23 protein-coding genes and 1 other annotated feature are annotated in these 26315 nt (G+C 36.8%); all 23 genes read right to left on the bottom strand.

The genetic code is table 11. The annotated features are described in order from the left end of the window. Positions 1-154: 154 nt before the first annotated feature. The 23 genes from ileS2 to ftsL all read right to left on the bottom strand — a co-directional run bounded on the left by ileS2 (position 155) and on the right by ftsL (position 26311). The gene (ileS2, locus tag B5P40_RS10695; protein ID WP_002066877.1) at positions 155-2920 is read right to left on the bottom strand and encodes an isoleucine--tRNA ligase; all 2766 of its coding nucleotides are present in this window, start codon (positions 2918-2920) and stop codon (positions 155-157) included. A 72-nt stretch (positions 2921-2992) separates the two neighbouring features. After that, positions 2993-3217: a binding site (T-box leader), on the bottom strand. Between the two features lie 51 nt (positions 3218-3268). Next, positions 3269-3775: a septum site-determining protein DivIVA gene (gene divIVA / locus B5P40_RS10700; RefSeq protein WP_001131609.1), complete on the bottom strand. Its 507-nt coding sequence runs from the start codon at positions 3773-3775 to the stop codon at positions 3269-3271. 89 nt (positions 3776-3864) lie between these two features. Next, entirely contained in the window at positions 3865-4632 is a 768-nt protein-coding gene (locus B5P40_RS10705) for a YlmH family RNA-binding protein (RefSeq protein WP_002033759.1), read from the bottom strand. A gap of 15 nt (positions 4633-4647) precedes the next feature. After that, positions 4648-4911 (bottom strand): YggT family protein, encoded by a 264-nt coding sequence (locus tag B5P40_RS10710; protein ID WP_002014720.1) that lies wholly within the window; start codon positions 4909-4911, stop codon positions 4648-4650. A 6-nt stretch (positions 4912-4917) separates the two neighbouring features. Further along, on the bottom strand, positions 4918-5388 hold the full coding sequence (locus B5P40_RS10715) for a cell division protein SepF (RefSeq protein WP_113709242.1): 471 nt from the start codon (positions 5386-5388) through the stop codon (positions 4918-4920). A 19-nt stretch (positions 5389-5407) separates the two neighbouring features. Continuing rightward, a complete protein-coding gene (locus tag B5P40_RS10720) occupies positions 5408-6082 on the bottom strand; it encodes a YggS family pyridoxal phosphate-dependent enzyme (protein ID WP_002190520.1) in 675 nt (224 codons plus the stop codon). A gap of 5 nt (positions 6083-6087) precedes the next feature. Then, a complete protein-coding gene (gene pgeF, locus B5P40_RS10725; RefSeq protein WP_002128855.1) occupies positions 6088-6897 on the bottom strand; it encodes a peptidoglycan editing factor PgeF in 810 nt (269 codons plus the stop codon). A 117-nt stretch (positions 6898-7014) separates the two neighbouring features. Then, the gene (locus tag B5P40_RS10730; protein WP_012261605.1) at positions 7015-7293 is read right to left on the bottom strand and encodes a YlmC/YmxH family sporulation protein; all 279 of its coding nucleotides are present in this window, start codon (positions 7291-7293) and stop codon (positions 7015-7017) included. A 293-nt stretch (positions 7294-7586) separates the two neighbouring features. Then, positions 7587-8366: an RNA polymerase sporulation sigma factor SigG gene (gene sigG / locus B5P40_RS10735; protein WP_002014725.1), complete on the bottom strand. Its 780-nt coding sequence runs from the start codon at positions 8364-8366 to the stop codon at positions 7587-7589. Between the two features lie 157 nt (positions 8367-8523). Beyond that, positions 8524-9243, bottom strand: a complete 720-nt coding sequence (gene sigE, locus B5P40_RS10740; RefSeq protein ID WP_002128857.1) for an RNA polymerase sporulation sigma factor SigE — start codon at positions 9241-9243, stop codon at positions 8524-8526. Between the two features lie 19 nt (positions 9244-9262). Next, positions 9263-10180, bottom strand: coding sequence for a sigma-E processing peptidase SpoIIGA (gene spoIIGA, locus B5P40_RS10745; protein ID WP_002165147.1), 918 nt, complete (start codon positions 10178-10180; stop codon positions 9263-9265). A 453-nt stretch (positions 10181-10633) separates the two neighbouring features. Then, positions 10634-11788, bottom strand: coding sequence for a cell division protein FtsZ (gene ftsZ / locus B5P40_RS10750; RefSeq protein WP_002014730.1), 1155 nt, complete (start codon positions 11786-11788; stop codon positions 10634-10636). Positions 11789-11827: 39 nt separating this feature from the next. Next, positions 11828-13129 carry a cell division protein FtsA gene (gene ftsA, locus B5P40_RS10755; protein WP_002014731.1) on the bottom strand — a complete coding sequence of 434 codons (1302 nt, stop codon included), beginning with the start codon at positions 13127-13129 and terminating at the stop codon, positions 11828-11830. Positions 13130-13530: 401 nt separating this feature from the next. Then, positions 13531-14301 carry a cell division protein DivIB gene (divIB, locus tag B5P40_RS10760; RefSeq protein WP_002014733.1) on the bottom strand — a complete coding sequence of 257 codons (771 nt, stop codon included), beginning with the start codon at positions 14299-14301 and terminating at the stop codon, positions 13531-13533. A 98-nt stretch (positions 14302-14399) separates the two neighbouring features. After that, entirely contained in the window at positions 14400-15305 is a 906-nt protein-coding gene (murB, locus tag B5P40_RS10765) for a UDP-N-acetylmuramate dehydrogenase (protein ID WP_002190524.1), read from the bottom strand. Positions 15306-15366: 61 nt separating this feature from the next. Further along, on the bottom strand, positions 15367-16461 hold the full coding sequence (gene murG / locus B5P40_RS10770) for an undecaprenyldiphospho-muramoylpentapeptide beta-N-acetylglucosaminyltransferase (RefSeq protein WP_002190526.1): 1095 nt from the start codon (positions 16459-16461) through the stop codon (positions 15367-15369). Positions 16462-16563: 102 nt separating this feature from the next. Further along, on the bottom strand, positions 16564-17655 hold the full coding sequence (spoVE, locus tag B5P40_RS10775) for a stage V sporulation protein E (RefSeq protein WP_002014736.1): 1092 nt from the start codon (positions 17653-17655) through the stop codon (positions 16564-16566). A gap of 89 nt (positions 17656-17744) precedes the next feature. Further along, positions 17745-19097, bottom strand: a complete 1353-nt coding sequence (gene murD, locus B5P40_RS10780) for a UDP-N-acetylmuramoyl-L-alanine--D-glutamate ligase (RefSeq protein WP_002142942.1) — start codon at positions 19095-19097, stop codon at positions 17745-17747. After that, complete coding sequence (mraY, locus tag B5P40_RS10785) at positions 19098-20072, bottom strand: phospho-N-acetylmuramoyl-pentapeptide-transferase (RefSeq protein ID WP_002014738.1); 975 nt, start codon at positions 20070-20072, stop codon at positions 19098-19100. Positions 20073-20094: 22 nt separating this feature from the next. Next, complete coding sequence (locus tag B5P40_RS10790; RefSeq protein WP_113709243.1) at positions 20095-21570, bottom strand: UDP-N-acetylmuramoyl-L-alanyl-D-glutamate--2,6-diaminopimelate ligase; 1476 nt, start codon at positions 21568-21570, stop codon at positions 20095-20097. A gap of 210 nt (positions 21571-21780) precedes the next feature. Beyond that, positions 21781-23697, bottom strand: a complete 1917-nt coding sequence (locus B5P40_RS10795) for a stage V sporulation protein D (protein ID WP_002014741.1) — start codon at positions 23695-23697, stop codon at positions 21781-21783. An 81-nt stretch (positions 23698-23778) separates the two neighbouring features. Further along, complete coding sequence (locus B5P40_RS10800) at positions 23779-25926, bottom strand: penicillin-binding protein (protein WP_087946963.1); 2148 nt, start codon at positions 25924-25926, stop codon at positions 23779-23781. Between the two features lie 22 nt (positions 25927-25948). Next, a complete protein-coding gene (gene ftsL / locus B5P40_RS10805) occupies positions 25949-26311 on the bottom strand; it encodes a cell division protein FtsL (RefSeq protein WP_002014745.1) in 363 nt (120 codons plus the stop codon). Positions 26312-26315: the final 4 nt, after the last annotated feature.

Below are 26315 nucleotides of genomic sequence, written 5' to 3' on the forward strand. Positions count from 1 at the left end.
CATTCCTCCCAGCTGCAATGTACATTTAGTGTGTCCGAAATTTCCACGCTTACCTCACACACATTTTTCCTTCATAGGAAAGAGAGTGAAAGTTATTTCGATATATCATCAACAAAAAAGCTGACTGCTATTATGAGCAGTCAGCTTTTTTTCATTATTTCACATAATTTTCTTTAACAACCGTTGCACAACGCTCACATAATGTTTCATGTTCTGCATCTTTACCAATTGTTTCTGAAACAACCCAACAACGTTCACACGTCTCACCTGTCGCCTGTGCTACAACTACAGCTGTATGCTCATACTTTGGTGCTTCTGTTGGCGCTTCTTCAATTGTACCACCAAGTTTATACTCAGAGACGATGAATAATTGCTTTAAGTCTTCGCTAATAGACTCTAACATAGCCTTCATTTCTGCAGTCGGATATAGCGTAATGCTCGCATTTAATGACTTACCAATTACTTTCTCATTACGAGCTACTTCTAACGCTTTTAAAACGTCATCACGTAATGTCATAAATGCATCCCATTTTGCTCTTAACGCTTCTGAACCCTCTACTTCTGTAGCTTCTGGCATATTAGTTAACTGTACGCTTTCTTCTTCTGCACCAGGAACATATGGCCATACTTCATCAGCTGTATGAGGTAAGATTGGCGTTACAAGTTTCGTTAATGCAACAAGAACATCATATAATACAGTTTGAATTGCACGACGATCCGCGTGATCTGCACCTTCAATGTATAAAATGTCTTTTGCAAAGTCTAAGTAGAATGAACTTAGATCAATTGTACAGAAGTTGTGAATTGCATGATATACAGCAGCAAAGTCATATGTTTCATATGCATCTTTTACTTTTGTAATTAAGTCATTTAACTTCACTAACATGTAACGATCTACTTCACGAAGTTCAGCGACCGCTACTGTATTTTCACTTGGATTAAAATCATCTAAGTTTCCTAATAAGAAACGGAATGTGTTACGGATTTTACGATACACTTCTGCTACTTGTTTTAAAATATCATCTGAAATACGTACATCAGATTGATAGTCAACAGAAGATACCCATAAGCGTAAAATGTCTCCGCCTAATTGATCCATAATTTTCTTCGGTACGACGATGTTTCCAATCGACTTACTCATTTTACGTCCGTCACCATCTAGTACGAAACCATGGCTTAGTACGCCTTTATACGGAGCTTTACCAGTTACAGCAACTGCTGTTGATAATGAAGAGTTAAACCAACCACGATACTGGTCAGATCCTTCTAAATATAAATCAGCTGGACGTTGTAAGTCTTCGCGCTCTTCTAATACCGCTTGGTGAGAAGAACCTGAATCGAACCATACATCCATGATGTCTGTTTCTTTACGGAATTCACCATTTGGGCTACCTGTATGTGTAAATCCTTCTGGTAATAAATCTTTCGCTTCACGCTCGAACCATACGTTAGAACCGTGCTCACGGAATAAATCTGCTACATGATTAATTGTTTCATCTGTAATAATTGGATCACCATTTTCTGCATAGAATACAGGAATTGGCACACCCCATGCACGCTGACGAGAAATACACCAGTCACCACGGTCACGAACCATATTATGAAGACGAGTTTCTCCCCATGCTGGTACCCATTTTGTTTCCGCAACAGCTTCTAATAATTCTTTACGGAACGCTTCAATAGATGCAAACCACTGCGCTGTCGCACGGAAAATAATTGGTTTTTTCGTTCTCCAATCATGTGGGTATGAATGCGTAATGAATGTTAGTTTCAGTAACGCGCCTACTTCTTCTAATTTTTCCGTAATTGGCTTGTTAGCTTTATCATAGAATAAGCCTTCAAATCCAGGTGCTTCATTTGTTAATACACCTTTATCATCAACTGGGCAAAGTACTTCTAAGCCATACTTTTTACCAACAACGAAGTCATCTTCCCCGTGTCCTGGTGCTGTATGAACACAACCTGTACCTGCATCTGTTGTTACGTGCTCTCCTAGCATAACTAATGAGTCACGATCGTAGAATGGATGTTTTGCAACTGTATACTCAAGTTCGCTACCTTTTACCGTTTTCACAACTTCAGCATTTTCCCACTCTAACGTTTTTGCAACTGTCTCAAATAGTTCAGAAGCGATGATATATTTCTCATCATTTACTTTCACAATAGCATATTCAAGTTCTGGGTGAACAGAAATACCTAAGTTTGCAGGTAACGTCCAAGGCGTTGTTGTCCAAATAATGTATTTCTCATCACCTTCTAATACGTTCTTTCCATCTTTTACAGGGAATGCTACGTAAATAGATGCTGATTTTTTATCTTGATATTCAATTTCAGCTTCTGCTAAAGCTGATTCACTTGTTGGAGACCAGTAAACTGGTTTTTGTCCTTTATAGATATAACCTTTTTTCGCCATGTCACCAAACACTTTAATTTGTTGTGCTTCATAAGCTGGCTCTAAAGTAATATATGGATTATCCCAATCTGCACGTACACCTAAACGCTTAAATTGTTCACGTTGACGTTCCACTTGCTCATATGCATACTCTGCACATAACTTACGGAACTCAGCAACTGTCATTTCTTTACGCTTTACACCTTTATTTGTTAAAGCTTGCTCAATTGGTAAACCGTGTGTATCCCAACCTGGTACATATGGTGCACAGTATCCAGTCATTGATTTAAAACGAACAATAAAGTCTTTTAACACTTTATTTAGTGCGTGTCCCATATGGATGTCACCATTTGCATATGGAGGTCCATCATGTAGTACAAATAAAGGACGGCCTTTCGTATGTTCTTGTACCTTTTCATAAATATTCATTTCAGCCCATTTTTCTTGCATTGCAGGCTCACGTTTCGGTAAATTCCCACGCATCGGGAATTCTGTTTTTGGCATTAGTAATGTATTTTTGTACTCCATGCTCAATTCCTCCTTAAATATATAAACGACAGACCTTAAAAAAGGGAATAAAAAAGAGACCTCTCATCCCCAAAAAGGGACGAGAAAGTCTCCCGCGGTACCACCCTAGTAGACCATATACAAATGCATAAGGTCCTCTTTATATTCTTAACGCGAATATACGCCTACGCTTACTAAATTTGTTCAGCGCGGAACTCCAGGGTGATATTCCCATTATCTCCTTATCCTGAGCTTACACCATCCTCAGTTCGCTATATAAGGTATGAAAAAGGTACTTATCCCTATCTTCGTTTTTCTTAATAAATATGCTGTTTAAAATTATATGTAATAATGAGAAAAACGTCAAGCTTACACTGTTTCTTCTTTTTTCAACAGTTCGTCCACTTCGTCTTCTAATTCAATTAGTTTATCCCAATCATCGTTGTTTAACATTTCAAGTTGTGTTTCTAATAACATACGGAAACGAGTTCGGAATACTTTCGCTTGTTTCTTCAACTCTTCAATATCAAAAGCAACTTTTCTTGATTTCACTAACGCTTCATTAATGATACGATCTGCATTTTTTTCTGCTTCACGTACAATTAATTTTGCTTCTTTTTGTGCATTACGCTTCACTTCTTCAGCAGCTTCTTGTGCGACAATGATAGATTTGTTCAGCGTATCTTCAATATTAGAAAAATGATCTAACTTTCCTTCTAATTGTGCAACCTTTTCTTCTAAAGCTTTTTTCTCACGAATGACTAATTCATAATCTTTGATGATTTGATCAAGAAACTCATTTACTTGATCTTCATCGTAGCCACGAAACCCGCGACCAAATTCTTTGTTATGAATATCTAATGGTGTTAACGGCACAACGCCACCTCCAAGTAGTTATCTAAATTTCCTCTTTCAATTATATCTTTTCTTCGACAAAATAAGAGAATTTCCTTCTAAAAAACCAATCATTTTAGTATACCATACAAAACTCTCCATTTGTCGCGCTTCGTTTTACCTTCTACAGAAAATAATTTACTTCGTCCATACCCTCTAACCGAGAAAACATCCCCCGGAAAACATTCATACGAAGTTTGCTCTACTGTTTTCCAATTGACTTTTACTAAGCCACCTTTTATAAGAGGCTGTACCTTCTGCCTAGATATATGTAGCATTTCGGCTAATAAAACATCTAGACGAAGTGACGAAACAGTCCCAGATTTTTCTCCCCATTTTTCACCTACACGCAAAATTTTCTCTACTTGTATAGGAGAGAGTGTGACTTTCATTTTCCCTATTGATTGTAAGTTCATTTCAATATACGATACAACTTCTTTGGCAACTGCAATTTGGGCACGGTCTTCTTGAAGCAAAATATCACCACATTTTTCCCTTGTTAAACCAAGCGACATGAATGCACCTAATATTTGCCTATGTTCTAGCGTAAAAAACTTGGAAGGATAGTCAATTTCTAATACTTCTACTTGAAATTCCTCTTCATTTAATTCTAGATAATCTGGATAAATTAGTGCTCTTTTCCGTTCGGCTTCAGGCATCGCACCATCAAACCGTACAGCTACATCTCCTTGCCCTATTACCATAGAAACAATTTGTTGCTGTCTTGGATCAAGAAAATCTGTTAACTTGACTTGATGGTACTCAGCAGCCTGTTTCCACTCTAATACTTTATCCACAAAGACCTCTTCATCAGGTCTAAAATGCTCATAGATGCTCATGTATTTAACCTCACACTATAAAAAATAGTTGAATAAACTCACTAAACCACCTCTAGCAAGTTTCAAGGCAACAATAGCAACAAGTGGAGAAATATCAATCATACCAAATGGTGGAATAAACCTCCTAAACGGCTCTAAATACGGTTCGCAAATACGCGCAAGAAAATCTCCAAAAGCTGATTCCTTTGCGCCAGGAAACCATGATAGGAGAATGTAAATAATTAATGCCCACGAGTAAATCTCGATAGCAGTAAGTAACACTGTTAAAACTGTTGTCATGGCGTATTACCACCTCTTTATATTTGTCTCTTCTTCTTCACCGAATAACTCTGAAATCGCACCAACGATATCAACATTTTCAGGTGTACACATAAATGTTTTCGGGCCTATTTTTTGAATATCCCCGCCTATAGCGTATACAGTACCACTTAAAAAGTCAACGATACGTACAGCTTGATCTGTAGACATTCTTTGCAAACTAATTACAACAGCTCGTCTACCTTTTAAGTGATCCGAAATGCCTTGCGCTTCCGAATATGTACGTGGTTCTAGTAAAACAACTTTTGAAGATTGCTTCGCTGTTTCAATACTCACTACATTTTGCTTCGGTTGCACTTTCGCAAACGGAACATCTTGTTGTTCTGGGGGATCTTGTTGCTTTTTCATGTCTGTTTGCTCCTTTTCATAACTATATTGAGCTGCTTCTTTTTCTTCCGGTGTGTCAAAAAAGAAGTATTTTACTTTTGACCAACTCATAATAACTTTCTCCTTCCTCCTACGCTTTTCCTACTAAAACCGTTCCCAAACGAATATATGTAGCGCCTTCCTCAATTGCAATCGTGTAATCATTTGACATTCCCATTGATAATTCTTTACATGGTGCATGTAATAATTCTAGCTCCTGCACCTCTGTTTGTAGCATGCGCAATTCCTTAAAGCAGCGACGAATCTCTTCCTCTTCTCCTGTAAACGGAGCCATTGTCATTAATCCTACCACTTCAATCTTATCCAATTCTTGCAAACTTTGAATAAAAGAAATTGTTTCTTCTATCGCCAATCCTTGCTTTGATTCTTCAGATGATGTTTTCACTTGAATAAAGCATTTAACTTTCTTATCAGCACGTTTTTGAATTTCTTTTGCAAGCGAAAGACGATCTAATGAATGTAAATAATCAATCTCATTAATGATTTCTTTTACTTTTCTCGTTTGCAATGATCCAATAAAATGCCAATTCACTTTTGAACCGAAATGCTCGTATTTTTGTAAGAAACCTTCATTTCTATTTTCACCTAAATCAATAATTCCTGTTTCAATTACTTCGCTTGTTTTTTCAATCCCTACAGTTTTTGTAACTGCAACGAGCTTAATATCTTTCATCGAACGTCCAGCTCGTACACAAGATTCTTTAATTACTTCGTTTACATCTGCTAAATTCCCTTGCACTGCCACTTACTTCACTCCTCCTTAAAACCTATGAAACTCAACATTCTCCCCGTCTTACCTTGATCACGACGATGAGAGAAAAATAATTGTTCTTCACAGCTTGTACAAAGAGATGACATTACAATATGTTCTTCTTTTATGCCTGCTTGTACACATAATATACGATTAACTTCTTTTAAATTAATTGCATACTGACCATCAGAAATTACTTTATGAGGAACAGATCCGTTTACTACTTGCTGTGCTGCTGTTAATACACGATCATCAACAACATAACAACATGATCCGATTGCAGGACCAATTGCGACATGAATTTCATCACTTGAAACACCTTCTGCATTCCACTTTTGAATCATTTCTTTCGCAATCTCTGTTACAGTCCCTTTCCACCCAGCATGCGCAAGTCCTATCATATCATGTGATGGTGCATAAAAATAGAGCGGAACACAATCAGCGTAACAAGATGTTAAGAGAACATCTTTGTTAGTCGTATAAATGCCATCCGTTTTTGGAATACCGTCTTCATATGAATAAACGCCTTTCCCTTTTTCTTGCAGTCCTACTTTCTCAACATGATGGTCATGAACTTGTTCAGAGCAAATCCATTTTTCTAATGGTTTTTGTAACTTATTAGCTAAAATGCGTCTGTTTTCATGAACATTCTCCACGATATCATTCACATGTAATCCTAAATTCATCGCATGAAAGGAGCCTGTACTTACTCCACCATCTTTTGTCGTAAATCCAACAGTAATGTTTCCAAGTTCTTTCCACGCTTGTAAATACAGTATACCGTCCGCATATTTAAATGGTTCTCTCATAAAGCGACTCCTTTTAATTAAAATAACAGAAAAAAGTATGGTACTTCCTGTCTATTTTACCATACTTTTATTTTTTCATAATGACAACAGAAAAAAAAGAGGAATTTGTAATATTCTTTATGAAATTGTCGGTGTTTGTATTGATTCTGTTACAGAATTAACATGATCTACTTTTACAAGTATGACATCTTCTCCAATTTTCATAATTTGCTCCCAAGGAATCACAAATTCTACTTCCTTCCCAAAGAGTCCAAGCATTCGTGCCTGCTTAGAAATAATAACCGCCCTAATCTTTCCTGTGTCTATATCAATATCAATATCTCCAATATTCCCAAGCCTCTTTCCATCTGAAACATTTACAACATCCTTCATTTGAAACTCCGAAATCCGTATCATATTCATCCTCTCCCTTATATCATGAATCGTAAGTACGCTCTCAAATAAAGTGAAACCTTAATCAGTGGGATTATCCCCATCCCTACTGATTATTAACCCATGCCAATCGGACTTTTACGGGCAGTCCCGCTTCCATCTAACTTTTTACTTCAGCCTAATTTCGAAGCGGATAAACAGTATATAACCGCTACTAATAGAACATCCATTTTATTTTCATTATATGAACCTACCCAATCTACTATGAGCGCAAAATATTATATATAAAAAAGACCTCACCATAACTGGTGAGGACCTTATCCTTGAATCGTCTTATTCATTTGCTTAATAGCAGACTTCTCCAAACGTGATACTTGCGCTTGAGAAATCCCAATTTCTTCGGCAACTTCCATCTGTGTCTTTCCTTGAAAGAAACGTTTTCGAATAATCATTTTTTCACGATCATTTAAACGCTTCATTCCTTCTTTCAACGCCAGTTCTTCAACCCACTGCTCGTCCTTTTGTTTTTCATCCTTTAATTGATCCATAACAAAGATAGGATCTCCTCCATCGTTATAAATCGGTTCAAATAATGAAACCGGATCTTGAATCGCATCTAGTGCAAAAACAATCTCTTCATGTGTCACTTCAAGAACTTTCGCAATATCCATTGCTGTTGGTTCTTTTGAATTTTCAGCAATCAATTTTTCTCTTACTTGCAACGCTTTATACGCAATATCTCGTAATGAGCGAGATACACGAATTGGATTGTTATCACGCAAATATCTGCGTATTTCTCCAATAATCATCGGCACAGCATACGTTGAAAACTTTACATTTTGGCCTAAATCAAAGTTATCAATGGATTTCATAAGTCCAATGCAACCAACTTGAAATAAATCATCAACATATTCTCCTCTGTTATTAAATCTTTGGATGACGCTCAGTACAAGACGTAAGTTTCCATTCACTAATTTCTCTCTGGCGCTTATCTCTCCACTTTGCATTTCACGAAATAATTTACGCATCTCTTCATTTTTTAGTACTGGAAGTTTAGCTGTATCAACACCGCAAATTTCTACTTTGTTTCTCGTCAAAGTGTTCCCTCCTATCGGGAGTTGCTGTACAGTGTAAAGTATTTCCTTTGAAGGGGATTTTATGCATACGGTTTTTCCATCATTTTTCACAAATATCATATTTCCTAATGCACAAAAAAAGAATAAGACCAGTCTAGATACCGACTGGTCTTATTCTTCACACCATTTTATTAAATTCTTTTCGTAATCTTTTTATAATTCTTTTTTCCAAACGAGAAATATAAGACTGTGAAATTCCAAGCATATCAGCCACATCTTTTTGTGTCTTCTCTTCGCCACCAGCGAGTCCAAACCGAAGCTCCATAATTTGTTTTTCACGGTCATTTAATTGATGCAATGCTTTCATTAAAAGATGACGATCTACAGTAGCTTCTAAATCTTTTGTAATAATGTCATCATCTGTGCCTAAAACATCTGATAGTAACAGTTCATTTCCGTCCCAATCAATGTTAAGCGGTTCATCAAAAGAAACTTCCGAACGATTTTTATTATTTCGACGCAAATGCATTAAAATTTCATTTTCTATACAACGAGATGCATATGTTGCTAATTTAATTTTCTTTTCTGGATTAAATGTATTCACTGCCTTAATAAGACCAATTGTTCCTATACTAATCAAATCCTCAATATTGATCCCTGTATTTTCAAATTTTCTTGCTATATATACAACAAGCCTTAGGTTACGTTCAATAAGCATCGACCTCGCAGCTTGATCTCCATTTGGTAATTTATTCAAAAGAACTGCCTCTTCTTCTTTCGTTAACGGCGGTGGCAACGCTTCACTTCCACCAATATAATAAATTTCATCGGTCTTAATTCCTAATTTCAGCAATACTTTATACCAAAGGTATACCAAATAAAATTTAAATTTCACCATATTATCCCGCCTCTCATAATTAAGCAATTACCATCTTTTGCGAAATCAACATTTTCGGATGTACAATGCATTGATACTCTCCATTAGTAGATAATTGTTGTGTATTTAATCCAATCAGTACTTTGTTTACAACAACCGAACTACCTTCATGATAAACTCGCACACAATCTGGCTTAATTGCCCATAAAAATTGATTCTCTACTCCTACTGCTCGGAAAGGAATTAAACGTAGTTTCGTCGCCCATCCAGAATCATTTTCTGGTATTTGAGGAATTTCTGTTTTGGAATAAATTTGTTCTGTTAACCAAGCTGGCAAACAATGTTCTAATGATGAAATATGCATAATCATAACGGGTGTTTTCGTTAACGGGTCATAAAGTTGGTTCCCACTATCAATTAGACCTGCTAATTCTAGTTCCTCTCCAGCTAATTGAATTTCCACTTTCACGATTTGATCATAGTGTATCTTTGTGACCTCTACGCTTTCTATACGCTTTTTAGAAAAATAATAAATTACTGGAAAACCAAAAATAACAAATACCCAACTAATTGGATCACCGTAAGAAACTGATTTAGATTGAACTAATCCATTTACCATTTCGTTCGTTTGCAAAAAGTAATGCGTTCCAATTAATCCTCCACCAACCATAAAGGTTACAAAATAGAAAGTAAAAACAGTTTGTGTATAATTTCTAAATGTCGAAAACCCAAATGCTGTATACACAATAAGTAACGAGTACAATAGTTTCATAATTGGATGTGTCATCATAGAAGCAAAAGGCGTAAAGGCGAAAATAACAATAGTTGAACCTATAAATGCCCCTAACACAAGCCTCCATCTTTTGATTCTCTTTTTTAACACGGTGGCTGTTAATAAAAGTAAAAGAAAATCAATGCAGGCGTTTAACAACCAGACAATGTCGGCGTAAACAACCAAACAATTCACCTCTTTTTTTAAGTTGAGACTAGTATAATGCATATCCAATAGGAAAGTGTGTCAATTGGTGGAGGGATTTTTTTGTTATTTTGTGATTTCTAGACATAATCTGTCGGTAAAAAATAAAAGTGTATTTTTCATAGAATAATATGAATTTTTTACTTGTATACATAATAATTGAATTATATATATACAAAGTTTATCTTGCTATTTGCGGGCAGTAAGACCCTGCCTCAAAATTCAGCTATAAAAAAGGACAGAAGTTAAGTGGGAGTCGGGCTAACAATCATTTTTGGATGAACACCCCCGACTAATTAAAGTTTCAATTTATCACAGCTTATGGCTTAAAAATAGGACTGGGCTCTCCATATGCAAAATAATAAAAAAAGATCTGCTTAGCAGATCTTTTCCATTTAGACAACAAAAAAAAGGAGCATGAAAGCTCCTTTTCTTTTATCGTCTACGACGGTTACGTAAGAATGCTGGAATATCGATGTCATCTGAATCTGTATGACGATCATGCACAACCGGCTCTTCACGTTTCATTTCACGCTTAACTTCACGTTGTTTTGAAGGTTGAGCTACTGGTTGTTGTTGCTGTTGTGTGTGATTCGCAGTCGGACGGATAATTGGTTTTGGTGGTTGTGTCGAAGCACTATCATCAAAACCAGTTGCAATTACAGTGACAACGATATCATCTTTTAATCCTTCATTAATAACAGAACCGAAGATCATATTTACTTCTGGATCCGAAGCTGAAGCTACAATGTCTGCTGCTTCTTGTACTTCATATAAACTTAAGTTTGCGCCGCCCGTAATGTTCATAATAACACCTTGAGCTCCATCAATAGATGTTTCTAGTAATGGACTAGAAATCGCTTTTTTCGCAGCTTCAGCAGCACGATTTTCACCATTACCAGAACCGATACCCATTAAAGCAGAACCTCTATTAGACATAATTGTTTTTACGTCTGCAAAGTCTAAGTTAATTAGACCTGGTGTAGCAATTAAATCAGAAATACCTTGAACACCTTGACGTAATACGTTATCTGCTTCACGGAACGCTTCTAACATTGGCGTATTTTTATCAACAATCTCTAATAAGCGATCATTTGGAATTACGATAAGTGTATCTACATTTTCTTTAAATGACGCAATACCAGATGCAGCTTGAGTTGCACGTTTACGCCCTTCAAATGTAAATGGACGTGTTACAACACCAACTGTTAACGCGCCTAGTTCTTTTGCAACTTGAGCAACAACTGGAGCTGCACCAGTTCCAGTTCCGCCGCCCATACCAGCAGTTACGAAGACCATATCCGCGCCACGAAGCGCTTCTTGAATCTGTTCTTTACTTTCTTCTGCAGCTTTTTTCCCTACTTCAGGGTTTGCGCCTGCACCAAGTCCACGCGTTAATTTTCCACCAATTTGCATTTTCGTTTCAGCTTTTGATAGATTTAATGCTTGTGCATCAGTATTCACAGCGATAAAGTCTACACCTTGTACACCGTGTTCAATCATACGGTTTACAGCGTTGTTTCCGCCACCGCCGACACCGATAACTTTTATATTCGCTAATTGATCTTGAGTAGTATCAAACTCTAACATGTCGAAATCCCCCTAGAACCTCATTTTTCGTGTCCAATTTTAATCCCATAAATAACGGAATGCACGTTTTACTTTTGACATCATGCGGTCATCATTTTGATTAGTATTGTTTTGATTACGAGTTTTTTGTTTCGCAGGTTGCTGTTGTACCGGCATTGGTGCTGGTACTGGTTCAAAATGTTCTTGCTTTTCCTGCACATTTTTCCCACGTAATTTAGCTTTTTGATAAGAATGTTTAATTAATCCAACTCCACTTGTATATTGAGGCTCACGAACACCAATATAATCAGGAGTTGCTATACGAACATTTTCATGTAAAATATCGTATGCAAGATCAAGAACACCTGGCATAGAAGCTATCCCACCAGTTAGTACATATCCAGAAGCAGCTTGCTTTACTCCTAACTTATGCACTTCATCTTGAACAAACATTAAAATTTCCTCTACACGAGCCTCTATTATATCCGATAATTCCAACTGAGAATATTGTTCTGTTTGATCGCTTCCCATAATAGGAACCGTAAACATCTCTTCTTCAGATGCTGTATCATAAAAAGCATGTCCATATTTCAGCTTAATTTGATCTGCATTTTCTGTTGAAGTTTTCAGCCCAATCGCTATATCCTTCGTTATATGATCTCCACCTAATGGCAATACGCTCGTTGCTTGCAACTCTCCATCTTTAAAAATAGATAAGGTTGTAGATCCTCCGCCCATATCAACAAGGGCTACCCCTCTATTTCTTTCATCCGAAGATAACGCAACTGTCGCTGCCGCTAAAGGTTGCAGACAAATATCAACAATTTCAAGACCTGCTTTTTCTACACAACGAAGTAGGTTATGTAGTAAAGTTCTCGAGCCTGTAATAAGTGTACCTTCCATTTCTAATCTTACACCGATCATCCCGCGTGGATCGTTAATCTCGTCAAGACCGTCTACAATGAACTGTCGAGGTACCACATCAATAAATTCACGTTCAGGAGCAATTGACACAACTTGCGCTGCATCTAGAACGCGTAAGACATCTTCATTCCCGATTTCACGATCTTCATTTGAAACAGCGACTACTCCGTGACACGGGAGCAACTGTACCTGGTTTGCATTGACACCTACTACAACTTGCTCAATGTGGATACCCACCATGCGCTCAGCTTGTTCAATTGCTTTTTTAATTGATCGAACAGTTTCATCTATATCAACTATCGATCCCTTTTTCAAACCATTTGATTTTACGTTTCCAACACCAATAATGTTTAAGCTATCATTAACCATTTCACCAATGATGACTTTAACATTGGATGTACCGATGTCAAGACTAACATATATTTCATTGCTGTTCATTCTTTGGCACCTCCTTCTTTATTTATACCATACAACTCAATATATGGAACAACAATCGCAACTTTACTATTTATAAGAAAAATATTCAACGTCTTTGTACGTTTCCCTTTTTTAACCCTATATTTTTCTTATTTTTATTTAACATTCATTTAAGAATATCGCAGTAACCTGTGAATAACTGCTCTATCTTGAAATAATTATATTTCAAGTGTAAAGATTACCGCCAAGTATAAGTCTACACTAAGATGTACTTGTAGAAAAGTGAAACTTGTACCAATCCTAGTATGAATCTAAGAAAATTTACATTTTTTTCATCAAATTAAGCATTCTTGCAAATTAGCATCCATATAAAAGAACGTTTGTTTCATTTCATACGTAATAACGCAGTAAAAACTATCATTCTATTCTTTCTTTTCTTCAGCACCTAGTTCCTTCGTATATGCACCCACTTCTAAGTCAATTAAAACCTTCTTACCAGGTTCAATTGTTTTTAAAATAAGTGGATAAGCTTCCATTCGCTTTGCGAAATTTTGAATAGTGGTGCTCACTTCATATCCTTCATTCATATATAAAGTAAGATGATCTTCATTTGCGTTCGTTGGTGTATAACGAATTTCAGAAATAGACCTTAAAATAGTTGGCGTTAATTTTTCTAGTTCTGCAATTAATTCCTTCATTTTTTCCTCTTTAAATGGTTCAAAAATTGGTGCTGCAACTGGAAGCTTTCCGTTCGGAAGTACATCGAGTGTTTTCCCATTTTCTAATAACGGTTGTAATTTCCCATCTTTGTTTATATAGCCAATTGTTAAATATTCTTCGATATGAACATCAATTTTGTTTGGGAAACGTTTTTTTACATTTACCTCTTTAATTTCTTTTCGTTTCGTTAAGTTTTCTTCTGCTTTATGTGCTGTTACTCGGAAATAACTCGTATCATATGTCACACCTGATTCCTTCATAACTTGTTCATCTGTCATATAATGATTTCCAAAGACACTTATCTTTTTTATATTACTAAGCGGAGACCGAAAATAAATTAAAAAGAGTACTAATAAAAATAAAATCGATATGTATAAAATTAACCGATGATTAACAGGTTTCTTATTTTTTTTATTTTGATTCTTTAATTTTGGTACACGATCTTGTAGTTTAATCACTTTACTATTTTTCATGTACGATCCCCCTATGTAACATAAAGAACGGCATGTTCCTCATGCCGTTCTTATCTTCTTATTATAACATAAATGATAATGAGCGGAACGAACAACCGTTATCTTCCAATTATTTCTACTTCTGTATGCATATCAACACCAAATTTATCTTTAATTGTACGCTTTACCAATGCGATTAAGTCTAATACATCTTGCGCTGAGGCCACACCAGTATTAACAATAAAATTCCCATGCATTTCAGAAATTTGAGCTCCACCTATTGTATAACCACGAAGCCCTGATTTTTCTATTAAATCTCCTGCAAAATAGGGGACTGGATTTCGAAATATACTTCCTGCACAAGGGTGATTCCAAGGCTGCGTTTCACGGCGATACTCTTTATTCTTTTGCATGCTTCTTACAATTCCCTCGCGTTCGCCTACCTCCAATTGGAATTCAGCTTCCAAAACAATACCAGGGCGTTTCATTTGCAATACAGATGTGCGATAAGAAAAGCCCATTTCGGTATTCGTCAACCAATTAATTGTTCCATTGTCAAACAAAATACAAGCTTTCGTTAATACACTCGATATGTCGGACTTATGAGCGCCTGCATTCATATACACTGCACCGCCAACACTTCCTGGAATACCACTTGCAAATTCCAGGCCCGCTAATCCCTGTCGACTAAGTAAAGTTGACAATTTAATAAGGGGATATCCAGCACCGACTCTTACTCTATGTTTTTCGACTTCTAAATGGTCTAATCCTTCTCCTAAACGAATAACCACACCTTCTATACCTTGATCAGATACGAGAAGATTTGAACCACGACCAATTGCAGTCCACCTTGTCTTGTACTTCTTTACTAACTCTAGAGTCTTCTCAATACCAGCAACATGCTTTGGTACAATTAAAATATCAGCTGGTCCGCCTATTTTCATAGTCGTGTAACGCGCTAACGGTTCATTAACTAACACGCGACCAACATTTGCTTCTAAAAGCTCTTTTACTAATTGTTCCATAGACAATCTCCCCCATATCAAGTCTCCTTATTACAGTAATATGCGGGGCGTTCACCTAATGTTATTTTTTAATAAGCTTGTTCATTACTTCATATAGCTTATTTGCTGCATCTGGAATACCAAGTTGCTTAGTAGCCAGTTTCATATTTTGTAATGTTTGTGTATCCAATAAAATCTCATCAATGTCACGAATAAGCGTTTCAGATGTTAAATCTTTTTCAAGTAGCATTTTAGCTGCTCCTTTATCAACAACTGATCGTGCATTTTTTTCTTGATGGTTATTTGTTACGTACGGACTTGGAATTAATACACTCGGCTTTCCTAACGCTGTTAATTCTGCAAGCGTTGTAGCCCCTGCCCTTGAAACAACAAGATCTACACCCGTCAGTACCTCTGGCATATTATGAATAAAAGGTTTAATAATAACATTATTCGGATTCCCTTTTTGTTTCACGGCTTCCATAACTTTATCATAATGTACTTCGCCTGTTACATATAATACTTCGTAACTTTTATTCCCAAATTGTTCAATCGCTTCTACAAAAGCATCGTTAATCGGTCTAGCCCCGCGGCTCCCACCAAAAATAAGCACGGATTTTTTAGAAAGGGATAGTCCTACCGAACGTTTTCCTTTCATTCCATTTTGGTCCATTACTTCTGATGCACGTGGATTACCTGTCATAACCACTTTTGACTGTGGAAAATGTTCTGCAGCTGCTTCAAAACAAACTGCAACTTTATCGACATAACGACTTAAAAATTTATTCGTTACACCAGGTACACTATTTTGTTCATGGACAATAGTCGGAATACCTAATTTAGCCGCAGCATATACAACTGGCCCACATACGTATCCACCCGTACCAATCACAATATCAGGGTTAAAACGACGAATATATCGTTTACTATCTTGAACACCTTTTAGGAAACGCATCACGGTTTTTACATTATCAAGAGATATTTTTCGTTTAAATCCACTTATAGCAATAGATTGGAACGGAATACCCGCTTTCGGTACGATGGTACTCTCTAATCCATTCTCTGTACCAATGTATAAAAATCTTGCTTCCGGATTTAGTTTTTTTATTTCTCTAATTAAAGCAAGAGCTGGATAAATATGTCCTCCAGTACCCCCACCACTTACTAATACTCGCACTACTGATTCCTCCACTTCCCTGTTCTTATTCAATCGTATTTATTTCTATATACATATTGTATTTTCACACACACACGAAAAACCCTGTCTTTTAAACAGGGTTTAATAGCGAGAATGGCGACTTATATTCAATAATACACCTACTGCCATTAACATTAAGGTCAAACTTGATCCACCATAACTTAAAAATGGCAAAGTAATACCGGTAACAGGCATCAGTCCTGTTACAACACCAACATTAATCATTACTTGAATCGCAATCATCGCCACAATACCTACTGCTAAAAACGTACCATATAAATCTGGCGCTCCTAATGCTATACGAATCCCACGCCATAATAATAGACTAAATAATAATAACACAAATGAACCACCAATAAAACCTAATTCCTCGGATAAGATTGCAAATATAAAGTCTGTTTGTGGTTCAGGTAAATAAAGGAATTTTTGTCTACTTTGTCCAAGTCCAAGCCCAAATAAACCACCAGGTCCAATTGCGAGTAACGATTGGATAATTTGAAATCCACTTCCGAGCGGATCCGACCACGGATCTAAATATGATGTGATGCGTTTCATTCGATATGGCGCTGATGCAATTAACCCTACAAATCCCGCTGCACCAAGCAAACCAAACATTGCAAAGTGAAAGACCCTTGCTCCCGAAATAAATATCATAATAATACATGTCCCAATCATTACCGTTCCCGTACCAAGATCTGGCTGTAACATAATTATCCCAAAAGCAAGAAATACAAAACTAAGAGCCGGTAGTAAACCTCGTTTAAAAGATGTAATTAATTTTTGTCGTTCCGCTAAAAATTTTGCTAAGAAAATAATCATCGCGAATTTCATAAACTCTGACGGTTGGATAGAAAATGCCCCGATTCCAATCCAACTTCGCGCCCCTCCACGAACGAGACCTACTCCAGGAATAAGAACTAGAATAAGAAGAACGAAACAAACTAGTAAAATTACTTTTGAATACGTACGCCATACCCAATAATCAATTTTCATCAGAAAAAACATAGCTACTACCCCAAGACTTGCAAATAACAATTGTCTTTTTGCAAAAAAGAATGAATCCCCCATTTTATAAGAGGCCCAAACCGCACTCGCACTATAAACCATAATCATTCCGATTGTTAACAACGCAAGTGTAACGATGATGAGAATAAAATCAGGCGTTTTCTTCATTACCCATGAACACCACCTCTTTGGGCAGAACCTTTGCCCTATGTAACAAAACATCAGTAGGTGTTAGCCTACTGATGTTTTGATTTACTTTATATAAGTTTATGCACAGCTTGTATAAAAATGTCTCCTCTTTCTTCAAATGTTTTAAATTGATCCCAGCTTGCACATGCTGGTGAAAGAAGAATTACATCACCATCGGTAGAATGAGCATAAGCTTTCACTACTGCATCATCTAAAGTATCGACACTTTCAATTACATCTAATCCTGCTTTTTCTGCCGCTCTTACTAATTTTGGTGCAGTTTGTCCAAATGTCACAATCGCTTTGACATGTTTAAAATATGGAATTAAATCATCAAATTCATTACCACGATCAAGTCCACCAGCCAATAATACAATCGGTTGTGTAAATGCAGATAATGCTTTTTCTGTCGCTAGCATATTCGTCGCTTTTGAATCATTATAAAATTTACGATTATTAATCGTTGTTACATATTCTAAGCGATGTTTTACACCTGTAAAACTTTTTAACACAGCAGTAATTGCTTCATTAGAAACACCTAGTAATTTAGCAATACTCATTGCTGCTAAAATATTTTCTAAATTGTGCTTACCAGGTAAAACAATATCACTTACTTTAACTACTTTTTCGCCTTTAAAATAAAGAGCGTTATCTTTTATATACGCACCATCTTCAATTTCTTTCGTCGTCGAAAATAATACTTTCTGTCCTTTACTATATGCCGATAACGCCATGACATCTGCATCATCTGCATTAATTATACTATAATCTGCTTCAGTTTGGTTTTTGAAAATATTCGCTTTCGCCAAACCATACTCTTTCTTCGTCCCGTGATAATCTAAATGCGCTTCAAATAAATTTAAAAAGGCTGCAATTTTTGGTTGGAACGATTCCACTCCCATCAATTGAAACGATGAAAGTTCCGTAACGACAACTTCATTTTCCTTCGCCAATTGTGCAACTTCACAAGCTACAGTACCTATATTCCCCGCAATAACTGGGTGCTTTTGTCCTTCTTTTAACATTTCAAACGTTAACATTGTCGTTGTTGTTTTACCGTTAGATCCCGTAATCCCAACAAACGGTGCTGCTGAAATGGAATATGCTAATTCAACCTCAGTTACAATTGGAATTTGTTTTTCTTTCGCCGCCACTAAGAGTGGATTAGAATATGGAATTCCTGGATTTTTTACGACAAGTGAAATGTTTCTCTCCAGCAATTCTAATGGATGCCCACCACACACAACATCCATTCCTTCCGCTTGTAACTCAGCTGCAAGCACATTACCCGCTAATGGTTTCCCATCATTTACAATGACGTTTGCCCCTAATTTTTTTAATAAAGTAGCTGCTGCATAACCACTTTTAGCAATACCTAATACAAGAACATTTTTATTTTGATATTCAGTTACAGTTTTCAATTACATCCACACCCCGATATAAATTCCTAGCACAGCTAATAAAAATCCTACAGACCAAAACGTTACAACAACGCGCCACTCTGACCAACCACATAATTCATAATGATGATGTAATGGACTCATTTTAAAGACACGCTTTCCTGTTGTTTTGAACGAAATAACTTGGATAATAACAGATAACGTTTCCGCTACGAATACACCGCCAATAATAACGAGTAACAATTCTTGTTTTAACAAAATCGCTACAGCTGCGATAGCACCACCTAAAGCTAGAGAACCTGTATCCCCCATAAATACTTTCGCTGGATTCGCATTGAATACTAAAAATCCAAGTACAGCTCCTACAACTGCCATACAGAAAATCGCTACCCCAAATTGTTCTTGAGCTACAGCAATAATACTAAATGCTCCGAATGCAATAGCAGCTGTTCCTGATAATAAACCATCTAAACCATCTGTTAAATTAACCGCATTTGATCCACCAATAAGCATAAATAATACGAGAACAAAATACGCCCAGCCTAATTCAAATTTAACATCAGTTCCCGGAATCATGATATAAGTGTGAAATGCTTGCCCTTTTCCAATTAAAAAGAACGCAATAGCAATTACAAGCTGACCAATCAATTTTTGTTTTGATGTTAAACCAAGATTTCTTTTCTTTACTACTTTTATGTAGTCATCTAAAAATCCGATTAATCCGTACCCAAATGTAACTAATAATAACAATGATACTTCTGCACCTAAATTGTTAAATTTAATCGCCATAATAAGCGTAGTCACCATCATAGATACATATATGACAATACCACCCATCGTTGGTGTCCCTGATTTCTTTTGGTGTGACTTCGGTCCTTCGTCACGAATACTCTGTCCGAACTTTAACTTTCTTAAAAATGGAATAAATAATGGCGAAAGGGCAACAGAAATTAAGAATGCTACCCCAGCCGTTACTAATAAACCTTGTTCAAGCACATGTAGTCCTCCTCTCATGCTGTTACACTTCGTTGTTTAAACGCTCCGTGATTGCTTCTTTAGCAACTTCACGATCGTCAAAATGATGAACTTCTTTACCAATAATTTGATACGTTTCATGCCCTTTACCAGCAATAATAATAATATCTTCTGCTTTTACTTTCGAGATAGCGGAACGTATCGCTTCTTTTCGATCGACAATTACTTCATAATTATTCCCATTCACATCATTTACCATATCATCTAAAATAGCCTTCGGATCTTCACTTCTTGGATTATCTGATGTATAAATTGCGTGAGTTGCATATTCGGTTGCGACACTTGCCATTATTGGTCTTTTCGTTCTATCTCTATCACCACCGCAACCAACGATACAATATACATCGCCTTTTGCAAACTGTTTTGCTGTTTTTAGTACGTTCTCTAAGCTATCAGGTGTATGCGCATAGTCAACAATAACTGTGTAATTTTGTCCACCATCAACAACTTCAAAACGTCCAGGAATGCCAGCAAGCTCTTTAATTACATCAATAATTGTTTGTAAGCTCACTCCTGAAACAAGACCTGCTGCTGTAGCAGCTAACACGTTGTATACATTAAACTTACCAATTAATTTCATCGTAACATTTACAGTTTCATACGGTGTTACAAGTGTAAATGTTGTACCGCCACTCGTCATTACGATATCTCGTGCCATAATGTCGCTTGCAACATCTATACCGTATGTTACAACAGTAGCTGCTGTACTTCTCATATACTCTTCTGCTACTGGATCATCACTGTTTAATATAGCGTATTTTTCACGATTATGATGATAACTATTGCCAAGCTGTGCGAAAAGCAACCCTTTCGCATGTTTATATTCTTCCATCGTTTTATGATAGTCTAAATGATCTTGTGTTAAATTCGTAAATACTGCAACATCATAATCGCACCCGTGTACACGGCCAAGATCTAAAGCATGAGACGAAACTTCCATTACTGTGCTATCCACACCTTGTTCAACCATTTTTGAAAATGTCTGTTGAAGTGTTAGTGCATCTGGTGTTGTATTTTTCACCTCAAATGTTTCATCACCGATTTTCATATTAATCGTTCCAATTAGCCCTGTTTTATGACCATGTGCGCGCATAATTTCATCCATAATATGCGATGTTGTTGTCTTTCCATTTGTACCTGTAATACCGATTAAATGTAACTTGTGTGTTGGTTGGCCATAAAAATAATCAGCTAAAACCGCTAGCGAACGAAAAGTATTTTTCACAAGTACAACTGGAACGTCAACATCAATTGGTCTTTCCGCAACAATAGCAGCCGCTCCTTGTGCGGCTGCTTGCTTAGCAAAGTCATGGCTATCAACCGTATATCCTTTCATACATATAAATAAGCTTCCCTCTTTCACTTTACGTGAATCCGCTTCAATAGATGTTATTTCTGGATTTTCTGTTGGAACAACTGGAAAATCATGCAAACATGATACAAGTGTATGCAACTTCATTTCACTAAACCCTCTCTACATTGTTTATTTATCTCTTATTTTAGCAAGTAACACGTTACCTCCTAGTTATATAAAAATAGGAGGTAAGTGCTACTATAGTCTAATCAATAGATTTATTTATTAATGAGACACTTATCGTCTCAAGTAAAGCAATTTTTCTATAAAGAACTCACTTCCACCAATTGTACCATAAAACACAATCAGTTACCTTTAATTCCCGAAGTAAATTCTAACTTTTGAACCCTCTTTTACTTTAGCTCCTGCTTCTGGTGATTGTTTAATTACTTTCCCACCATCACCACTTATATCAAGCTTCAAGTCTACAAGTTGCGTTTGTAAATCTTTCTTTTTCATACCAATTAAATTCGGAACTTCCACAGTTGGTGTATCGCCCCATTTATATTCTTTCTCAACTTGCTCTTTTCTCGGTTCCACTCCCATTACAGGAAGTGCGTCACGAAGAATATTCCCAACAATAGGTGCTGCTACAACTCCACCAAATTGAGTGACTCCTTTTGGATTATCCACTGCTACATAAACAACAATTTGCGGATCGTCAGCTGGAGCAAAACCGATAAATGATACAATATAGTTATTATCTAAATATTTTCCATCTTTCACCTTTTGAGCAGTTCCAGTTTTTCCACCTACACGATATCCATCAATATAAGCCCCTTTACCCGAACCTTTCGCTACAACATTCTCTAATGCGTAACGAACTTTCTCTGAAGTTTCCTTGGAAATAACTTCCCTTTTCGCAACAGGTGTCTTTTTGCTGACAACTTGATTATTCTTCGGATCAATAAATTCCTTCGCTATATATGGCTGATACAAAGTTCCACCATTTACAGCGGCCGCTACAGCTGCTACTTGTTGAATCGGTGTAACAGAAACACCTTGCCCAAATGAAGTCGTCGCTTGCTCGACTGGACCAACTTTATCTAAATTAAATAAAATCCCGCTACCTTCACCTTGTAAATCAATTCCGGTCTTCTGTCCAAACCCGAAATTGCGAATGTATTTAAACAATCGATCTTTACCAAGACGATCACCGAGTTCAATAAATCCTGGGTTACAAGAGTTTTGAACTACCTCTAAAAACGTTTGGCTACCATGGCCGCCAGCTTTCCAACACCGCAATCTAGCTCCACCAACTTCAGCTGCCCCATCATCATAAAATGTATCTTTCTCTAAGTCTACTAAATTTTCATTCAAGGCTGCAGCTAATGTAATAATCTTAAATGTTGACCCCGGCTCATACGTACTCCATACAGGTAAGTTTCTGTTATATACTTCCGGAGAAACACTTTGGAAATCTGCTGGATCAAAACTTGGTCGACTTGACATACCTAAAATTTCACCATTTTTCGGATTCATTGCAATTGCTATCATACCGTCAGGATTATACGTTGATTCCGCAATATTCATTTCTCTTTCCATAATCCTCGTAATGCGTGAATCAATTGTTAATCCTAAATTCAAGCCGGCTTCTGGTTTTTTGAAATCATCTCCAACGTTAGGCATTCTCTGTCCTTTCGCGTCTGCAAAAAATCGCACATGACCTTTATCACCATTTAGCTCTTTATCATAATATTTCTCTAGTCCCATAAGCCCTTGATTATCACTGCCCGCAAATCCTAATACGTGTGATAAAAAATTACCGAATGGATAGTACCGGATAGAATCCTCTGCGATGTACACACCCTTTAAACTTAATCCGCGTACTTCTTTCGCTTTGTCATGCGATATTTTCCTTCCGCCTTTATCAAGCCTTACAATCGATTCTTTTTTTGTAATCCGCTTATAAACATCATCTTTTTCCACACCTAATACTGCAGCTAACTTCTCTGCAGTCTCTGCTGGTTTTTCAATTTGCCTCGGCACAACAAAGACGGTCGGTGCACTTTTATTCGTAGCAAGCTCCACACCATTTCGATCTAAAATTTTCCCTCGCTCTGGTTCAAAAGTAATATTACGACTCCATGAATCCTTCGCACGATCCGTTAACATATTTCCAAGAAAAAATTGCACATATCCAAGACGAATATCGATAATGGTAAAAATGAGTATACCCGATATAAGTATAAAAATAAGTCGTTTTCTAACTGTTACATTTGATACACGCATATTGGAACAAGCCTCCCTTACGCCTAGCTTGTTCCAATATATGCTTGTACTTATTTAATTAGAACTTCTTCCCTATTACCATTATGGCTTTTCTGCTTCTTGCTGCGGTTCAAGTGGTGGTACGAGTGTTACACCTAATTCTGTACCAGGTTGCAACAATGTCCCTTCCGCTACACTTTGCTCAGTTACATATCCTGTACCAGAAGGTTTTAAGTTAAGCTTTAATGTTTTTGCTAAATTCATAACATCACGCAGTGCCCATCCCTGTATATTTGGCATTGTAGGTTTATCTCCTACTAAGAAGACTCGATCACCCTTTAATGTTTGTTCAGTTGCTTTTGGCACTTGCTGCTGCACTTTACCTTCACCTAATACGATTGGACGAAGTTTTGCTTTATCAATTGTTTTTTTCGCTTCTTCCATCGTTTTTCCGGTTACATCTGGAACGACAGTTTGTTGTTCTTTCACATATTTTTTCGGGTCTTTTACTTCATTCGGCTTAATCTTTAAATACTCTAAGCTATTTTTCGTTACATATTTAAAGATATCTGCTAAAGGTTTAGCCCCGTTTTCATCATCTTTTAATTTCGGTTGTTTAACGGACACATACACAACAAGTTGCGGATCGTCCATCGGTGCCATACCTAAGAATGAGAATATATAATTCTCTCTTCCCGTCATATAGCCACCTTTCCCGTCAGGAATTTGTGCTGTACCTGTTTTCCCCCCGACTGAATACCCATCAACTTTATATGCAGTTCCTGTTCCTTTCGGTGATGTAACAACACGTTCTAGTAATTGCCTTACTTGCGCTGCTGTCTCTTTGGAAACAGGTTTTCCTACTTCTTCTGGCTTATGCTCTAGCTGTACTTTACCTGTTATTGGATCCACAATTTTATCAATTGTATAAGGTTTCATCATTTTCCCATCATTTGCAATCGCTGTTGCAGCTTGTACAAGTTGAATTGGTGTAACTGTAGAACCTTGTCCAAACGCTGTTGTTACTTGTTGTATTTGTTGATCAAATAAAATTGTATTTGACCCTTCACCAAGTAAATCAATGTTTGTTTTTTCATCTAATCCAAAATTATGAATATATTTCCGGAAACGATCTGGACCAAGCTTTTGATCACCTAAAATTGCAAACGCTACGTTTGAAGAGCGCTCTACCCCTTCGTCAAAAGTAATAGAACCCCATCCAGCGCCGCCGTTATGATCTTTTATTTTGCGATTACCTACTTGATATGTACCAGACTGATAAAAGTCTTGTCCCTTGTATACACCTTCATTAATGGCCGCTGCTAATGTGAAAATCTTCATTGTTGATCCTGGTTCAAATGCATTTGCAATGGCATCATTATAAAAATATTTATTATTCTCTTGGTTCGGATCATAACTAGGTTTACTAGACATCGCTAATATTTTCCCTGTTTTGGGGTCTGCAACAATTCCTATTAAACTTTCTGGTTCATAATGTTTACTCGCTTCTTTCATTGCGTCTTCTAAATAACTTTGAATACGTTGGTCAAGCGTTAAATACACATTATCTCCATTTTTAGGTGCCTTTACATTCACTTTCCCGCCGTCAAGAGATACTCCTTTACGGTCACCTGTATAAGCTACCTCACCATTAGAAGCCCCTAAATACTTATCCAAACTCTTTTCTAAGCCAAATTCACCTACTGCGATTCCATTATCATCAGGTCTGGCATGACCTATGACGTAAGATGCGAAATCACCGTTTGGATACACTCTCGCATTTTCGGTAATAAAAGTTATTCCCGGCAATTTCAATGCTTCTATTTGTTCTTTCTTTTCTTTCGTCAAGCCCTTACCCAATGTTCCAAATTCCACTTGACTTCTATCTTTATTTAAAGCGGCTAAGATCGCGTCTTCGCCCGTTCCGAGTACTCCAGCGATTTTCTTTGCAGTATCCTCTTTATCCTCAACAGGCTTAGCACCTTTTAATTCCGCTACCATTCTATAGGAATTTGCGTCTTGTGCTAGCACATGACCATTTTGATCATAAATTGTTCCTCGATTCGCTTCGAGAACTCCTTTTTTACTATGTTTCTGCTCAGCAAGTTTCTTCAAATCATGATTGTCCACTGTTCCTGTTACTTGTATGTAAAAAAATCGGGCTAATAACAGCAAAAAGAGCAGGAGGAAAAATATCATAAAATAACCTGCTCCCTTATTGGTATGAAATTTGGTCATATTTCTCTTCATCTTTTCTTCACACCTATTTGCCTTACTTTAGGCCTTTCACATTATTCGCATTAATTTCTAGCCCGTGTTTTTTTGCAACTTCAGCGATACGTTCATAACGACTTAACTTCTCTACTTCAGCCTGCAATTCTTGATTTTCCTTTTGTTTTTTCACAATTTGTTCTTCTATCGTCGCTGCTTCTACATTAACTTGATATAGACCCGCTTTATTCCCAATAAAAGCTACACAAGCATATAATAAAAACCCAATAAACGTTACGTACAATAGCTTTTCAATTCTTGTAATTTTCGTTTTAACTTTTGGCTTAACCATCTGCTGTGGCGGCGCTTGAATTTGTACCTCTTCTTGCGCCTGTTGTTTATACTTTACAGCTAAATTAGTCATACCT

The sequence above is a fragment of the Bacillus sp. SRB_8 genome, from assembly GCF_003264205.1.
GTDB classification, from domain to species: domain Bacteria; phylum Bacillota; class Bacilli; order Bacillales; family Bacillaceae_G; genus Bacillus_A; species Bacillus_A mycoides.